Origin of the sequence: Croceicoccus sp. Ery5 (assembly GCF_020985325.1) — a bacterium.
Taxonomy (GTDB): Bacteria; Pseudomonadota; Alphaproteobacteria; order Sphingomonadales; family Sphingomonadaceae; genus Croceicoccus.
Window position 1 is genome coordinate 736775 of sequence record NZ_CP087587.1, and the last position, 16228, is coordinate 753002.

Consider the following 16228-nt stretch of genomic DNA (forward strand, 5'->3'; position numbering starts at 1 on the left):
GCTCAAATGAAATCCGTCCTCAAGACCGCCGCCCTGAAGAGCCAGCCTGTCAAGAACGCAGCGGTCAAGAACCCTGCGCTCAAGACCATCAGGCCCGTGCCCGATGCGATGCGAATGGCGATTATCGAGGAAAGCGACGCGGGCGGCGAGCGTCCGCTGTGGCGTGCCCATACGCTGGCGATGGCTGCCGATGGCACGGTGCATGGCGATTTCGCGGCCAACCATGTCGCCTTCACCCCCGGTGAGGTGCAGCGCGGTTCCCTGTATATCGCGCAGGGCGAGGTCGATGCGATGGCAGCGCTGCAGAACGGCGCGGCCGGCTGTCTTTCGGTGCACCGCCTGCGCGGGCCGCATGTGCTGGTCGACGATATCCATCTGGCGCTGGCCCGCATCGCGCGGGCATCGCGCAACCGATCGCGCGCCACGATGACGGCGCTGGCCGGTTTCGCGGCGGATTCGATCATCGATACGGTGCTGCACGATGCGCTGGACCGCGCCAGCCGCGGCATGGCGTGGAGCGCGGATGCCGAACTGGGCATGGCGGCTTCGCTGTGCACGCTGGCGGCCGACCGCAACCATGCGATCTTCACACTCGACAATGCCGACGATGCCCGCGCGCTGCGCCCGCATCTGTTCGTGTCGGGCCCGACGCTGGATCACAAGGTGGGCGAAAGCATCGCAGCCACGTTGCAGGCAGGCGGCGCGGCCGTGCTGCCTGCCGACAGCTGCGATTTTGCTGCTTGGCGTGCCGCCGCGCTCGATGCGGGCGCGCAGGTCTATGGCTATGGACGCAAGCCCAGCGCCGACATCCGCCTGATCGACACGGTGACGCTGGACGACGGTTCGGTGCTGGTCACTGCCGATATGATGGGCCGCGCAATGTGCTGGTCGCTCGCCGAAGGGCTGTTCGAGGAAGGCGACGCGCTGGAATCGCTGGCCATTATGGGCGCGATGCGCGCGGCGGGCGCTTCGCTTGGCGCGGCGGCACTGGCCCTGTGCGGCCATGTGGAAGAGGATGAACAGCCGCTCGCCGTGGCGGTTTAGGTCGACAACCCCGCCAACAGGGGCAAATCCAGCCGTCGTTCAGGTGGGGAAAGGCTGAAAGGGGCGCTTCACATGGCCGTTGGCATAGCCCATTGCCTATGGCTGCGTTACCGCAAGTTTGAAGCGGTGCCCGAGGAGCGCAAATGCTTTACCTGATCGCCCAGTGGCTCGAATTCGAAGGGCTGGCCAATCTTGTCCGTTACCAGAGCTTTCGCGCGGGCGCCTGCCTGCTGACCGCGCTGGCGATCGGGCTGATCATCGGCCCGCGCTTTATCGATCTGTTGCGCGTGCGGCAGGGCAAGGGGCAGCCGATCCGGCTGGACGGGCCGCAGACCCATCTGGCCAAGCGCGGCACCCCGACCATGGGCGGGCTGCTGATCATGGCCGCCGTATCGGTTTCGATGTTCCTGTGGATGGACCTGTCCAGCTGGCAGGTGTGGGCCTGTATCGCGGTCACGCTGGGTTTCGGACTGATCGGTTTCCTCGACGATTACGACAAGGTGCGCAAGGCCAGCCACAAGGGCGTATCGGGCAAGGTGCGGCTGCTGGGCGAATTCGTGATCGCGGGCATCGCGGCCTGGCTGGTGGTGGGAGAGACGACGCTCTATCTGCCTTTCGTCAGCTTCGGCATTCCGCTGGGGCCGTTCTATTACCTGTTCGCCGCTTTCGTGATCGTGGGGGCGGGCAATGCGGTGAACCTGACCGACGGGCTGGACGGTCTGGCCATCATGCCCGTCATCATCGCCAGCGGCACATTTGCAATCATCGCCTATCTGGTGGGCCGCGCCGATTACTCGGCCTATCTGGGCATCCCCTATGTCGAAGGCGCGGGTGAACTGGCCATCCTGTGTGCCGCGATCATCGGGGCGGGGCTCGCCTTTCTGTGGTTCAACGCGCCGCCGGCTGCCGTGTTCATGGGCGATACGGGTTCGCTGGCGCTGGGCGGGGCATTGGGCACGATCGCGGTCGCCGCCCATCACGAAGTGGTGCTGGGCATCGTCGGCGGGCTGTTCGTGCTGGAAGCCGTATCGGTGATCGTGCAGGTGTTCTGGTTCAAGCGTACCGGCCGCCGCGTTTTCCGGATGGCCCCGATCCACCATCATTTCGAACAAAAGGGCTGGGCCGAATCCACCGTGGTCGTCCGGTTCTGGATCGTGGCCATCGTGCTGGCCGTGATCGGCCTTGCGACATTGAAGGTGCGATGAGCGAAACCGGCGCCTCCTCTTCGGCTATTCTGCCACCTGCCGTTTTCGCGGGGCGCAATTATGCCGTTCTGGGGCTGGCCCGCACCGGCATGGCCGCGATCCGCGCGCTTTGCGACGCGGGTGCGCGCGTTCTGGCGTGGGACCGCGACCCCGATGCGCGCCGCCTGGCCGAGCAGCTGGCGGGCGATTGCCGCGGCCTGTTGCGGGTGGGAGAGATCGACCGTTACTCGGTGGCCGGTTTCGACGGGATCGTCGTGTCGCCCGGCGTACCGCTGAACAAGCATCCGGTTACCGATATCGCCCGCGCCACCGGCGTTGCCATCATCGGCGACATCGAACTGTTCGCACAGGCCCGCCCGCTGCTGCCGTCGCACAAGGTGGCGGGGATCACCGGCACCAATGGCAAGTCGACGACTTGCGCGCTGCTGCACCATCTGCTGCAAAGCGCGGGCTATGCCACGCGGCTGGGTGGCAATATCGGCATTCCCGTGCTGTCGACCAGCGCGCTCAAGCCCAATGACAAGGGCCCGGCGATCTATGTGTTCGAATTGTCGAGCTATCAGATCGACATTACCGACAGCCTGTCGTGCGAGGCTGCGGCGATCCTGAATGTCTCGCCCGATCACCTCGACCGTTATGACGGCAGTTTCGAGGCCTATACCGAAAGCAAGGTGCGACTGTTCGGCATGCAGGATGCCAGGGCGATGGCGCTGGTCGATCGGGCCAGCCTGCAAATGCCGCCAGTCGCCCGTGCGCTGTCGCATCGTTCGCCCGTGGTGATCGAGGATGTGTCCCTGCCCGGCAATCCCGACGAATGGCCATCGCTGCAGGGGCCGCATAATCGCGGCAATGCCGCCGCCGCGGTCGCCATCGCGCGCCGTTTCGGCGTGGAAGAGGCCGAGATCGAGGCAGGGCTGAAAAGCTTTCACGGCCTGCCGCATCGCATGCAGCGGGTGGCAGAGATTGGCGGGGTCGCCTTCGTCAACGATTCCAAGGCGACCAATCCGGCCTCTACTGCGCCCGCGCTGGCGGCATATCCGCCGCAGGACGGGCGTGCGCGCATCCACTGGATCGTCGGCGGCCTGCCCAAGGGCGACACGCTGGGCGAATGCGAAGGAATGCTGGACCATGTCGCGGCGGCCTATACGATCGGAGAGGCGGGGCCGATGTTCACCCGCCTGCTGGAAGGGCGCGTGCCCGTTCAGCGGTCCGAGATGATGGGAGAGGCCGTGCGCGCCGCCGCCGCTGCCGCGCAGCCGGGCGATGTGGTGCTGCTGTCGCCCGCATGCGCCAGTTTCGACCAGTTCCGCGATTACGAAAAACGCGGTGAGGCCTTTGTCAGCCTTGTCGCCATGCTGGCACAAGGCGACAGCCAAGGGGAGCGGGAAAGTTGAACGTTGCACCCCATTTCGAACGCGGCGCCGACGGCGTCCATATCGCCCAGCGCAATCCCCGCCGCCGCAAGGGGCGGATGCACGATCTGCTGGTCTGGTGGCGAGAGATCGACCGCGTGATCCTGTTCACCGTGCTGGCGTTGATGGGTGTCGGGATCATCGGCGTGGCCGCAGGGTCGGCCGCCAGCGCCAAGCGCCTGTCGACGGCGGCCAAGACGCTGGACGATCTGATGTTCTTCAAACAGCATCTGGCATGGCTGACCATGGGTCTGGCGGTGATGTTCGGATCGTCGATGCTGTCGCGCGACAATGCGCGCAGATTTGCGATCCTGCTGGCTTGCGGCATGTTCGCCCTGCTGATCGTCACCCCTTTCGTGGGGCATGAAATCAACGGCGCGCGGCGCTGGATCAATGTGGGCGCATCGTTCCAGCCATCCGAATTCTATAAACCCGCCTATGCGGTGTTGCTGGCGTGGATCCTGTCGTGGCGCGTGCGCGATCCGCAAATCCCGACGATCGCGATCTGCTTCGGCATATTGCTCGCATCGGTCGGGCTGCTGATGCTGCAACCCGATTTCGGCACCGCCATGTTGCTGGCGGGCGTATGCCTTGTGCTGGTGATCACGGCGGGCCTGCCGGTGCAGCGGATCGGGATCGCGGTGGGGCTGATCGTATCCATCGTGATCGCGGCCTATTTCTTCTATGACAATGCCCGCCACCGTATCGATGCCTTTCTGGGCGGCAGCGAGGCATATAGCCAGGTCGATCTGGCGCGGCGCACCATGCTGTCGGGCGGGTGGTTCGGACAGGGACTGTGGATGGGCACGCGCAAGAATTCGCTGCCCGAAGCGCATACCGATTACATCTTGTCGGTCATTGGCGAGGAATTCGGCCTGATCGCGGTCAGCGCCATCGCGCTGCTCTATTGCACATTGGTCGTGCGCGTGCTGTGGCGGCTGAAGGACGAGGAAGACTTGTTCACGATCCTTGCGGGGACGGGGCTGGCCTCGCTGCTGGGCGGGCAGGCATTCATCAATATCGCGGTGAACCTGCAACTCTTTCCGTCCAAGGGCATGACCCTGCCGCTGATCAGCTATGGCGGCTCGTCGATGATCGCGCTTTGCCTTACGGTGGGGCTGCTGCTGGCGGTCACGCGGCGCAACCCTTTCCTTACGCGCGACGGTCTGCCCGTCGGCCATGGAGGTATGAGACGATGAGCAAGCAGGCCGCGCCGCGCGCGACCCGCCATTATATTCTGGCAGCCGGAGGAACCGGCGGCCACATGATTCCCGCCTTTGCCCTTGCGAGCGAGCTGATCGCGCGCGGGCACAAGGTGGCGCTGGTCACCGATACGCGGGGAGAGGCGATTCCCGGCATGCCAAAGGACATGGACGCCTTCGTGCTGCCCGCAGGGCGCATGGATGGCGGCATTCTGGGCAAGATCCGCGGGCTGAACGCAATCCGCAAGGGCCGCGCGATGGCGCTGCGCCTGATCCGCGAGATGGAGCCGGCCTGCGTGGTGGGTTTCGGCGGCTATCCCGCGATGCCGACGCTGCTGGCGGCGAAGGCCGCGAATGTGCCGTTCGTAATCCACGAACAGAACGCCGTGCTGGGCCGCGTGAACCGCTTTCTGGCAGGCAGCGCGGCGGCAGTCGCCACTGCCTATGAACGGATCGACCGCATGCCCGCCAAGGCCGCGGGCAAGATCCATCTTGTCGGCAATCCGGTGCGCGAGGAAGTGCTGGCCTTGCGCGACCGGAGCTTTCCGCCCTTTCTGAAAGAGGGGCTGCTGCGCGTGCTCGTCACCGGCGGCAGCCAGGGTGCCCGCATCCTCAGCCGCGTGGTGCCGCAGGGTTTCGCCGTCCTGCCCGAAGAGATGCGCCGCCGCCTGCAGATCACGCAGCAATGCCGTCCCGAGGATATCGAGGCCGTCCGCGCATCCTATGCCGACAGCGGCATTCCCGCCGAGCTTGGCACCTATTTCGAGGATATGGCCCAGCGCCTTGCCGACGCGCATCTGTTCGTGGGCCGCGCGGGTGCATCGACCATTGCCGAGCTGACGGCAGTGGGCCGGCCCGCGATCCTGATCCCGCTCGCCATCGCGATGGACGATCACCAGACCGCCAATGCCCGCGAGATGGCCGAGGCAGGTGGGGCGCTTTCGATTGCCGAGCCCGAATTCACGCCCGACGCGCTGGCCGCGCAGCTGATGGCCATGGCCGAGGAGCCGGAGACGCTGGCCAATGCCGCGCATCGTTCGTGGATTTGCGGACGCCCCGATGCGGCACGCGATCTGGCCGATCTGGTCGAGGGTTTCGGCGGCACGCCGCTGATGGATGTGATCAAGGTCGGCAAGTCCGTGCCTGCAAAAACCTCTGCCGCCACCGCCGCGCCTGCCGCGACCAAGGCGATGGAGGATGCGCAGTGAAGGCGATTACCTCCGACCCGCTGCTCGACATCGGGACGATCCATTTCGCCGGTATCGGCGGCATCGGCATGTCGGGCATTGCCGAGGTGATGCACAACCTCGGCTATAAGGTGCAGGGCAGCGACATGCGGGAGAGCGCCGTGGTCGAAAGCCTGCGGGCCAAGGGCATACCCGTTACCATCGGTCAAAAGGCGGAGAATGTGGAGGGCGTCGCCGTCCTCGTCATCTCAACCGCGGTCAAGCGGACCAATCCCGAAGTCGTTGCCGCGCTGGAAGCGCGCATTCCCGTCGTCCGCCGCGCCGAAATGCTGGCAGAGCTGATGCGGTTGAAACGCACGGTCGCGGTGGCGGGCACGCATGGCAAGACGACCACCACCTCCATGATCGCGGCCTTGCTCGACGCGGGCGGGGTGGACCCGACCGTGATCAATGGCGGCATCATCGAAAGCTATGGCTCGAACGCGCGCGTGGGCGAATCCGACTGGATGGTGGTGGAGGCGGACGAAAGCGACGGCAGCTTTCTGCGGCTGGACGGCACCATCGCGGTCGTCACCAACATCGATCCCGAACACCTCGACCATTACGGCAGCTTCGACGCGGTGAAGGATGCTTTCGTCGAATTTGTCGAAAATGTGCCGTTCTATGGCGCGGCAGTGCTGTGTCTCGACCATCCGGAAGTACAGGCGATCCTGCCCAAGATCCGCGACCGGCGCACGGTCACCTATGGCTTTTCGGCGCAGGCCGACGTGCGGGCCGAGAATGTGACCCCGTTCCCCGGCGGCAACCGTTTCGACGCGGTGCTGCGCCAGCGCGACGGCAGCGTGGAGCGGATCGAGGGGATCGAATTGCCCATGCCGGGCCGCCACAATGTGCTGAACGCGCTGGCCGCCGTGGCGGTGGCGGTGGAGATGCAATGCGTGCACGATACGATCCGCGACGGTTTCGCCCGTTTCGGCGGCGTGCGCCGGCGCTTTACCAAAGTGGGCGAGATTGCCTTTGACGGAGCCGATCCTGCCGTCGTGATCGACGATTACGGCCACCATCCGGTCGAAATCCGCGCCGTGCTTTCCGCTGCCCGCGAAGGGGCGCGCAATCGCGTGATCGCCGTGGCGCAGCCGCACCGGTTTTCGCGCCTGAACGACCATATGGAAGAATTCCAGAGCGCGTTCAACGATGCCGATATCGTTTATATCACCCCCGTCTATGCCGCGGGCGAACAGCCGATTGAGGGTGCGAGCGCCGAGGCGCTGGTCGCGGGGCTGAAGGAACGCGGCCATCGCCACACCGGCATTGTCGAGGATGCCGCCGCGCTGGCCGACACGCTGGCCCCGATGATCGAACCGGGTGACATCGTGGTCTGCCTTGGCGCAGGCGATATCACGCGCTGGGCCGCCGATCTGGCGGATGAGGTAGGCAAGAGGCGATGATGGCCAGCAGTCCCCAGGACATCGGCGATCTGCAACTGTCGCTGCGCCAGGGCAGCTTTACGCTGCCGCGCCCGCGCGGGCGGCTGACACAGAATGCTCCGCTGGCAAAGCTGACATGGTTCAAAACCGGCGGCCCTGCCGAATTGCTGTTCGAGCCGGTCGATACCGACGATCTGGCCGCCTTTATGACGGCGCTGCCCGATTGGGTGCCGGTGATGGGGCTGGGGCTGGGTTCGAACCTGATCATCCGCGACGGCGGCGTGAACGGCGTGGTCGTGCGGCTGGGCAAGGGGTTTTCGGGAGTCGAGACAATCGACAGTCTGACGCTGAAAATGGGCGGCGGCACATCGGGCGTGCTGGCCAGTTCCAGCGCGCGAGACCATGGCATCGCGGGGCTGGAATTCCTGAAATCCATTCCCGGCTCGGTGGGCGGCTTCGTGCGCATGAACGGCGGCGCCTATGGGCGCGAGGTGAAGGACATATTGATCGAATGCGAAGCCGTGCTGCCCAGCGGCGAACGGCGCGTATTCACGCCCGAGGATCTCAATTACAGCTATCGCCATTCGGACCTGCCCGAAGGGGCGATCGTCACCAGCGCCACCATGCGCGGGGAAAGGGGCGAACCTGCCGTCATTCAGGCCGAGATGGACCGCATCAGCGCCGCGCGCGAAGCGTCGCAGCCGTTGCGCACCAAGACCGGCGGTTCGACCTTCAAGAACCCGCCGGGCGAACGCGCATGGGAACTGGTCGACCGCGCGGGTTGCCGCGGGCTTTCCATCGGTGACGCGCAAGTGAGCGAGAAGCACACCAATTTCCTGATCAACAACGGCCACGCCACCAGCGCCGATATCGAGGCATTGGGCGAGGAAGTGCGCCGCCGAGTCCGCGACAACAGCGGCATCGAACTGGAATGGGAAATCCGCCGGGTCGGGCTAACCGCCGAAGACGTTGCCTGCGAGGAGGCTGCACGATGAGCGCGACCACCATCCGTCGCGGCGGCAAGGGCGTGCGCCGCGCCACCGCCGCCAAGGGCAAGGCCCGTGCGGTTCAGGGCGCAAAGCAGAAGACCGGCGGCGCGGTCGGTGCAGCATGGAACAAGGTGCCGATTTCCGAAACCGGCCTGCAGAAATTCTTCATCGGCATATTCGTGCTGCTGGCGGCCGCCTCTCTGGTCGCGCTGGCCATCTATGCGGGCCTGCCCGAAGCGGTGCGCGACCGCGTGGGCGGCATGGCGGACGAGGCGGGCTTTACCGTGCGCAAGGTAGAAGTGCGCGGCGTGGACCGGATGGACCGGCAGGCGATCTATGAACGCGCCGTCGCCGCGCAACAGGTGCCCATGCCCCTGATGGATGTGGATGAATTGCGCGGGGAACTGCTGCAATTGCCGTGGGTGGCCGATGCGCGCGTATCGCGCCAGCTGCCCGATACGCTGGTCATCGACATCGTCGAACGCCGCCCCCATGCCGTGCTGCAAGAGGGGGAGGAATTCGTGCTGATCGACCCGTCGGGCCACCGCCTGCAACCGGTGAAGCGCGGCGAAGCGGAAAAGATGCTGGTGCTGTCGGGCGACGGCGCGGCAGAACGGGCTGCCGAACTGTCCGAATTGCTGGATGCCGCGCCTGCGCTGAAACCGCAGGTGCGCGCCGCCGAATGGGTCGGCCATCGCCGCTGGAACCTGACCTTCAAGACGGGGCAGGTCGTCGCCTTGCCCGAGGGGGACAAGGAATCGTCGGACGCGCTGGTCAGCTTTGCCCGGATGGACGGGATGAACCGCCTGCTGGGCGGCAAGGTGACCGTGTTCGACATGCGCGCCGACGACCGCATCTATATGCGCGTGCCGGGCCGCGCGGCGGAAGAGGCCGAGATGGAAGCACAGCGCAAGCGGCTGGAGCGTGAGGCTGCGCAGGCCGCGGCGGCACAGGAATCGGGCGAAGAGATCGGGGGCTAAGCGGGGACCATGGGTGCGATGCGCATAGAAAAGACCATCGGGGCGGTCGATATCGGCTCGTTCCGTATTTCCGCCATGATCGCGGGGCTGACGGCCGATGGCGAGCTGGTCGTGCTGGGCAGCGGCCACCGCGCGGCAGAGGGCATCCGGCGCGGCTATGTTACCGATATGGATGCGGCGACCCATGCGATCCGCGATGCCATCGAACGCGCCGAACGCGCCGCCGATGCGCAGGTGGAATCGGTGTGGATCGGCTGCGGCAACGCGGGCCTGTTGTCCGAAATCCGCGAAATCGAACTGGAAGTGGGCGGGCGCCGCATCGATCAGGACGACATCGAATATCTGATGAACGATGCGCGTGAACAGATCATCCCGCCTGCGGGTGCGCCGCGCGTGGTGCTGCATGCGCAGCCGGCGCATTACATCCTCGACGGTGCGCATGGCGTGGGCAATCCGCGCGGGTTGCATGCCGAACGTCTGGCTGTCGCCGTCCATGTGATGGAGGCCGAGACGGGGCCTTTGCGCAATCTGATGGAAGCGGTGCAAAACGCCCACCTGAATGTCGAGGGCGTCGTCGGTGCAGGGATCGCAACCGGCCACGCCTGCCTGTCAGAGGAAGAGCGCGAGCTCGGCGTCGCCATGGTCGATTTCGGGGCAGAGGTGACGCATGTATCGGTTCATGTCGGCGGCGTGCTGGTGGGCATGTCGGTGCTGGCCTACGGATCGGGCGACATCACCGATGCCATCGCGTCGGCTTTCGGCGTGCGCCGCACGCAGGCCGAACGGCTGAAATGCGTCTATGGATCGGCCATCGCCAGCCCGACCGACCACCGCGAACGCATTCCCTTGGGCAATGTGGGCGAGCGGGGGGGCGCCGAAAGCGCCGAAACGATCCTGCGCGCCGATCTGGTGGCGGTGATCAACAGCCAGCTTGCCCGCTGGACACAGGACGTGGCGGCGACGTTGAAATCGCTGGGTTTCGTGACGGGGCGTGGCGGCAACGGGCGGCAGATCGTGCTGACGGGCGGCGGCGGCGAGCTGGCGGGGCTGGCCGATTACATGCAGCAATCGCTGGCCAAGCCGGTACGCACCGGTGCGGCCCCCAGGATGAGCGGCCTGCCCGAAGCGCATGCGACACCGGGTTTCGCCAGCCTGTCGGGACTGGTGCTCTATGCCGCGGCAGACCCGCTGGACATCCGCACCAGCGCGGGCGGCTGGCAAAGCGCAAGCCGTTTTGCGCGCATGACCCTGCCCGCAAGGTTGATGCGCGCCATTCGCGAATATTTCTGACCGGTCAGCTGTTGACCGCGGGTTGGGGCGTATTGAGCCGCGAGAAATCGACCCGCGCGATTTCGGCCAGTATCGCCTGCCGCAGGCTTTCCGCCGTTTCGGCCATCAGCCCGTCCAACTCCAGACTGCCGCCCGCCAGCCCGCATTTCAGCGCGACATAGCCGCGCAGCATGCCCAGGGGCCCCCGCGCGATCTCCACGCTTTGCAGCTTGATCGCGGGGGCAGAGGTAATCACGGGGGCCAGCAGGCCAGTGCGGACAAAGACCTGCCCGTCCTCCATTGCCCAGCCGCGCCGCATCCAGTTGAGGGTGAACAATCCCGCCAGCACCGGCACCACCAGCCATGGCGTGTACCACCAGTCGACCCCGCCGATCATCATGCCCGCGCCTGCCGCGATCAGCACCACGGCGAACAGCGCGAAGCAGTCGACCCACGGGCGCGCACTGGGACGGTGCCATTGCGTTTCCGGCCCCGGCAGCGCGATCCGTGCCGCGCGCGCGACCGGCGCGATTTCGTCCGGCTGGGCAAAGGGGGCGACATCGTGGCTGGCCGATTTCGCATCATTGGCAAGGCTGACAAAGGCCAGCGAGTGCCAGCCGAACCAGCGCCGCACCAGCCCCGTCGCCAGCACGCCCGCCTGCACACGGTGAACCGGCATGACCACATCGGTGCGATTGAGCAGGCCCCGCCGCCGCCGGAAGCCGCGATCGGTCTTCTCCAGCCGGAAATCGTAATCGCGCAGCACCGTGCGCACCACGCCCGTCGCCACGCCCAGCACCAGCAGCGATGCCACGGCCAGCACCGCGCCCAGCGCCTGCGCGATAAAGCCCCAATGGCGGATCGTGTCGGCCTGCACTTCGAACAATCCGGTCCAGAAGCGCGCGCTCCATATGTCGAAGGGCAGCAGGAAATCGAATTGTTGCAACGCCGCGCCGATGGCGGCCAGCACCACCAGCGAAAACTCGAACACGCCGAAATGCAGGACCCGCTTCAGATCCATGGCGAACAGCGTCTGCGCAGGCGTTTCTGGCGGGGCGGACAGTTTTGTATCGGCGGGCGCGTCGACCGCCGCGCGGGGCGCTTCATGCTGCCGCCGCACCACGGCGCGCAGCCGCTCGCCCTCTGCGCGGGTGACATAGGCAAGGCTGATCTCGTCCTTGCCGCCTGCGCCCGTCTCGAAAGTGACCGATACCAGCCCCAGCAGCCGCGCCAGCAGCGGTTCGGCAATGCTGACATCCTGTATCCGCTCATAGGGAACCGACCGCGCCTCGCGCGAGAGCAGGCCGGTTTCCAGCCGGATGTCGTCGGCCCCCACGCGATATTCGGTCCGCCACCAGCGCAGGAACGCCGAACCCAGTGCTCCGCCGATTACCAGCATGGCAATGCCGATCAGCGCCAGCGGATAGCTGCGCAATTCGCTCGACCCGATGGTGACGGCGACCATGGCGAACACGGCCTGCGCCAGCGATTTGCCGATCGCGGGGACAAGGCCCAGAATCTCGGTCCGTTGTCCCGCTGTTGGCGGGCGTGTTTCCGCGTGGTCAGACACCCTCGGTCTCGCGCGTGATGTGGCTGCGGATCGCCTCGCGCATGACTTGGGCATCTTCGTCTAAAAGGCCCGGCAAGGTGACCGAGCTGTTATGCGTGCCCGCCGTGTGCAGCACCAGCGTCGACAGGCCCAGCATGCGTTCGACCGGCCCGCGGTTCACGTCGATATGCTGCACGCGCCCGAACGGAACCACCGTGTCGCGGTGAAACAGCCAGCCCTTGACCACGCGCAAACGGTCCTCGCCCATCGCGAACCCCTTGTGCCGGTAACGGCGCATCGGCGCCCAGCCAAGGCACCACAGGGCGACCAGAGCGGCAGGGAGGATGGCCACGCCCATCGGCAGCGGCGCGGCGATTTCGATCACGACCCCCGCGATCAGCAGGGGGATGGCGACGATCGCCCCCTCGATCATCAGCGCGGTGCGGTGCGAGGGGTGCAGCGGGGTCAGCGGCTGGGTCATATTGTCCTGATCGGTGTCCGTCTTCATTCTGCGGCCAGCAATTCCTCTGCCCCGCCAAGATCCACGCTGACAAGGCGCGATACGCCCTGTTCCACCATGGTCACACCGAACAGCCGGTGCATACGGCTCATGGTTACGGCATTGTGGGTTACGATCAGGTAACGGGTCTGCGTCTGCTTCGTCATCGCTTCCAGCAAGTCGCAGAAACGTTCGATATTGGCATCGTCCAGCGGCGCATCGACCTCGTCCAGAACGCAGATCGGCGCCGGATTGGTCAGGAACAGCGCAAAGATCAGCGCCACCGCGGTCAGCGCCTGTTCGCCGCCCGACAACAGGGTCAGCGATTGCAGCTTCTTGCCCGGCGGCTGGGCATAGATTTCAAGGCCAGCCTCCAGCGGATCGTCGCTGTCGACCAGCGCCAGATGCGCCTGACCGCCGCCGAACAGCGTGGCGAACAGCGATCGGAAATGGTCGTCCACGGCGTCGAATGCGGCGCGCAGCCGTTCGCGCCCCTCGCGGTTAAGGCTGCCGATGGATCCGCGCAGCCGGTGCACCGCTTCGGCCAGTTCGGCCTGTTCTGCGGCGCTCGACCCGTGCTGGGCCTCGGCCTCGGCCAGCTCGTCCGCGGCGACCAGATTGACAGGGCCCAGCCGCTCGCGCGCAATGGTCAGGCTTTCCAATTGCTGCGCATGGCGTTCGGCGGACATCGTCGCGGCCTCTGCGCTGTCGAAACCGATGCGTTCGGGCAGCAGCGGGGGCGGGCAGTGGAACCGTTCGCCGCTGGCGCGGGCAAGCTCGCCGCGGCGGGCTTCCTCGTTCTCGGCGCGGGCGGCGGCACCGGCGCGGGCCTCGCGCGCGGCGGCCAGCGTTTCATTGGCGGCAGCGAAGGCGGCATCGGCCTCGCGCGCGGCGGCCTCGGCGGCGGAATGGGCGGCCTGCGCCTTGTCCAGCTCGGCCGTCAACCGGTCGCGCGCCGCGCTTGCCTGCTCGATATCCTGCATCAGGGCTTCGGGCTTGGCGGCAGTGATGGCGCGCTCTTCCTCGATCTCTTCGCGCCGGCGGGCGACATCGGCCAGACGGCGGGCGGCATCGCCCGAACGCGCTTCCCAGCCGCGCATGTCGGTGCGCATCGCATTGATGCGTTCCTGCCCCACGGCCAGCGCCTGTTCCAGCGCGGCATGTTCGGCCATCGCCTGTTGCAGGCGGGTGCGGGCGGCATCGTTGCGCGCGCGCGCTGCCTCGCTCGCCTGCCGCTGCACGGTGGGATCGGGCAGGGCCCTGCGCTGGCTTTCGGCATCGGCCAGCTCTTCCCTTGCCGTGTCGACGCGGGCGGCCAGTTCGGTCAGCCGCCCGGCCAGATCGGCGCGGGCGCGTTGCAAACGGTCCAGCGCCGCCTCTGCCTGACCGCGCGCCATCATGGCAGATCGTTCCTCGTCCGCCGCCGCCGTCATGGCCCGCTCCGCGTCGGCATTGGCCTCGCGCGCCAGTTCGAATGCGGCGCTGGCATCGGTTTGGTCGCTTTCCGCCTTGGCCAGGCCATCGCGCAAAGCGGGCAAGCGCGCGGCCAGCGCATCCAGCCGGTTCGCAGCCTCCAGCATGGCCGCTTCCGCCGCGCCTTCGCCGCGCACGACGAAACCGTCCCACCGTCGCAGGGCGCCCGCGCGGGTCACCAGCCATTCGCCGGGCTCCAGCGCCTGACCCTTATCCTCGTCCGCCACGCGCACCAGCGCCAGACGGGCCTGCAATTCGGGCGGTGCATCGGTCACATGGGCGGCAAGGCTTTCGCCATGCGGCTGCGGCACGGCAGAGCCGGTCCAAAACCGCCCTTCCTCGCCATCGGCGGGCGCGGCCAGCAGGGCCGCACCGTCGCGCCCAAGGGCGGCGGCAAGGGCGCGTTCGTAACCGGGCGCGGCCTTGACCGCGTCGATCGCGCGCTTGCGCCCCTTCGCGCCCTTGTCGGCCTTTTCACGCGCGGTGCGGTCGCGCAGCAGCGCATCGTGCTCGCGCTCCACGCCCGCCAGCTCGGCACGGGCAGAGGCGAGCGCGCTGGCACTGGCGTCGCGGCGGGCGCTGGCGGCGTCGCGGGCGATGCGCGCTTCGTCGATCGCGGCGCGCGCGGCGGCGCGCGCGGCGCTGGCCTGTTCGACGCGGGCAGAGGCGGCCTGCAATGCGGCATTCGCCTCTTCCTCGCTACCCAATCCGTCGCGCTCGGCCTCGCTCCGCTCCAGCTCGCGCCGGGCACGCGCCAAACTGTTCTGCGCCTGCGCGACGGCAGCCTCGGCCACGCGCCAGTCGGCCTCGACCCGCGCCTGATCGGCAGTCGCCTGCGCCAGTGCCAGTTCGGCGACGCGGCCCGCGCGTTCGGCATCGTCCTGCGCGGCAGCCAGCTTCGGGCGCCGCTGCTCATCTTCGGTCAGATTGCGCTGGCTGGCGGCGATTTCCCGGGTCAACCGCGCCATGGCTTCGGCGGCATTGCGGGTGTTTTCCTCCGCGTCGCCCTCATCCTTGTTCAGCCGCGCATATTGCCGGTCCAGATCGGCCAGCCTTTCCTGCGCCGCTTCCAGCCTGCCGGTCAGCATGGTCAACAGGTTCGCCTGTGCCGATACATCGTCGCGCCGGTCGGCCATGTCCTCGCGCGCCTGCGCCAGCCGGACCGCATTGGCCTGCTGGGCATGCTGCGCGGCAGAGGTCGCGGCCTGCGCGGCGGTCACCGCTGCCTCGCTCTCTTTTGCAAGGGCCCGCGCCGCATCTGCCGCCGCCGCCGCCTCGCGCCAGCGCGCGAACAGCACTTGCGCTTCGGCCACGCGGATCTGGTCCGACAGCTCGCGATATTTTTCCGCCGCCCTGGCCTGCCGCCGCAAGCTGCCCATCCGGCTGTCGAGCTGGGCGAGCAAATCCTCAAGCCGGGCAAGATTGTTTTCGGTCGCGCGCAGCTTTTGTTCGGCATCCTTGCGCCGGACATGCAGGCCCGAAATGCCCGCGGCTTCCTCCAGCATCTGGCGGCGTTCGGCGGGCTTGGCAGCAATCACCGCGGCAATGCGGCCCTGCGATACCAGCGCGGGGCTGTGCGCGCCGGTCGCCGCATCGGCGAACATCAGCGCGATATCCTTGGCCCTGACATCGCTGCCGTTCAGGCGATAGGCGCTGCCCGCGCCCCGCTCGATCCGGCGAGTGACGTCGAATTCCTCGCCATCGGCGCTTTCGGTCAGCAGGGAGACTTCGGCAAAGCTGCGGGGCGGGCGGCTGGCCGTGCCCGCAAAGATCACATCCTCCATCCCCGATCCGCGCATCGACTTGGCCGAGCTTTCGCCCATGACCCAGCGGATCGCTTCGAGAAGATTGGATTTGCCGCAACCGTTGGGGCCGACGACGCCGGTCAGCCCCGGTTCGATCCGCAGCTCTGCCGGTTCGACAAAGCTTTTGAATCCGGAAAGGCGCAGGCGGCGAAACTGCATCAGATCACAGTGTCGCCGCCATGCCCCA

The 16228-nt window shown here is 67.0% G+C and carries 12 protein-coding genes; 9 read left to right on the top strand and 3 right to left on the bottom strand.

Annotation, left to right across the window (positions count from 1 at the left end):
- Window positions 1-6 precede the first annotated feature (6 nt).
- The 9 genes from LOZ74_RS03510 (at window position 7) to ftsA (ending at window position 10736) form a co-directional block, all read left to right on the top strand.
- Window positions 7-1044: a hypothetical protein gene (locus tag LOZ74_RS03510; protein ID WP_230292922.1), complete on the top strand. Its 1038-nt coding sequence runs from the start codon at window positions 7-9 to the stop codon at window positions 1042-1044.
- Window positions 1045-1187: 143 nt separating this feature from the next.
- Window positions 1188-2249, top strand: a complete 1062-nt coding sequence (gene mraY, locus LOZ74_RS03515) for a phospho-N-acetylmuramoyl-pentapeptide-transferase (RefSeq protein ID WP_230292923.1) — start codon at window positions 1188-1190, stop codon at window positions 2247-2249.
- Window positions 2246-3643 (top strand): UDP-N-acetylmuramoyl-L-alanine--D-glutamate ligase, encoded by a 1398-nt coding sequence (murD, locus tag LOZ74_RS03520; protein ID WP_230292924.1) that lies wholly within the window; start codon window positions 2246-2248, stop codon window positions 3641-3643. The genes mraY and murD overlap by 4 nt, the downstream gene beginning before the upstream one ends.
- Window positions 3640-4860, top strand: a complete 1221-nt coding sequence (locus LOZ74_RS03525; protein WP_370638868.1) for an FtsW/RodA/SpoVE family cell cycle protein — start codon at window positions 3640-3642, stop codon at window positions 4858-4860. Before murD ends, LOZ74_RS03525 begins: the two co-directional genes overlap by 4 nt.
- Window positions 4857-6071: an undecaprenyldiphospho-muramoylpentapeptide beta-N-acetylglucosaminyltransferase gene (gene murG, locus LOZ74_RS03530; RefSeq protein WP_230292925.1), complete on the top strand. Its 1215-nt coding sequence runs from the start codon at window positions 4857-4859 to the stop codon at window positions 6069-6071. The genes LOZ74_RS03525 and murG overlap by 4 nt, the downstream gene beginning before the upstream one ends.
- A 68-nt stretch (window positions 6072-6139) precedes the next feature.
- Entirely contained in the window at window positions 6140-7498 is a 1359-nt protein-coding gene (murC, locus tag LOZ74_RS03535) for a UDP-N-acetylmuramate--L-alanine ligase (protein ID WP_230293802.1), read from the top strand.
- A complete protein-coding gene (murB, locus tag LOZ74_RS03540; RefSeq protein ID WP_230293803.1) occupies window positions 7498-8472 on the top strand; it encodes a UDP-N-acetylmuramate dehydrogenase in 975 nt (324 codons plus the stop codon). Before murC ends, murB begins: the two co-directional genes overlap by 1 nt.
- Window positions 8469-9446, top strand: a complete 978-nt coding sequence (locus LOZ74_RS03545) for a cell division protein FtsQ/DivIB (protein ID WP_230292926.1) — start codon at window positions 8469-8471, stop codon at window positions 9444-9446. The genes murB and LOZ74_RS03545 overlap by 4 nt, the downstream gene beginning before the upstream one ends.
- A 9-nt stretch (window positions 9447-9455) precedes the next feature.
- Entirely contained in the window at window positions 9456-10736 is a 1281-nt protein-coding gene (ftsA, locus tag LOZ74_RS03550; protein ID WP_370638869.1) for a cell division protein FtsA, read from the top strand.
- A gap of 4 nt (window positions 10737-10740) precedes the next feature.
- On the opposite strand, the gene LOZ74_RS03555 is transcribed toward ftsA, so the two are convergent.
- The 3 genes from LOZ74_RS03555 to LOZ74_RS03565 are packed head-to-tail and all read right to left on the bottom strand — an operon-like array spanning window position 10741 to window position 16200.
- Window positions 10741-12285: a PH domain-containing protein gene (locus LOZ74_RS03555; RefSeq protein ID WP_230292928.1), complete on the bottom strand. Its 1545-nt coding sequence runs from the start codon at window positions 12283-12285 to the stop codon at window positions 10741-10743.
- Window positions 12278-12772, bottom strand: a complete 495-nt coding sequence (locus LOZ74_RS03560) for a PH domain-containing protein (protein ID WP_230292929.1) — start codon at window positions 12770-12772, stop codon at window positions 12278-12280. Before LOZ74_RS03560 ends, LOZ74_RS03555 begins: the two co-directional genes overlap by 8 nt.
- Window positions 12769-16200, bottom strand: coding sequence for a chromosome segregation SMC family protein (locus tag LOZ74_RS03565; RefSeq protein ID WP_230292930.1), 3432 nt, complete (start codon window positions 16198-16200; stop codon window positions 12769-12771). The genes LOZ74_RS03560 and LOZ74_RS03565 overlap by 4 nt, the downstream gene beginning before the upstream one ends.
- Between the last annotated feature and the right edge of the window lie 28 nt (window positions 16201-16228).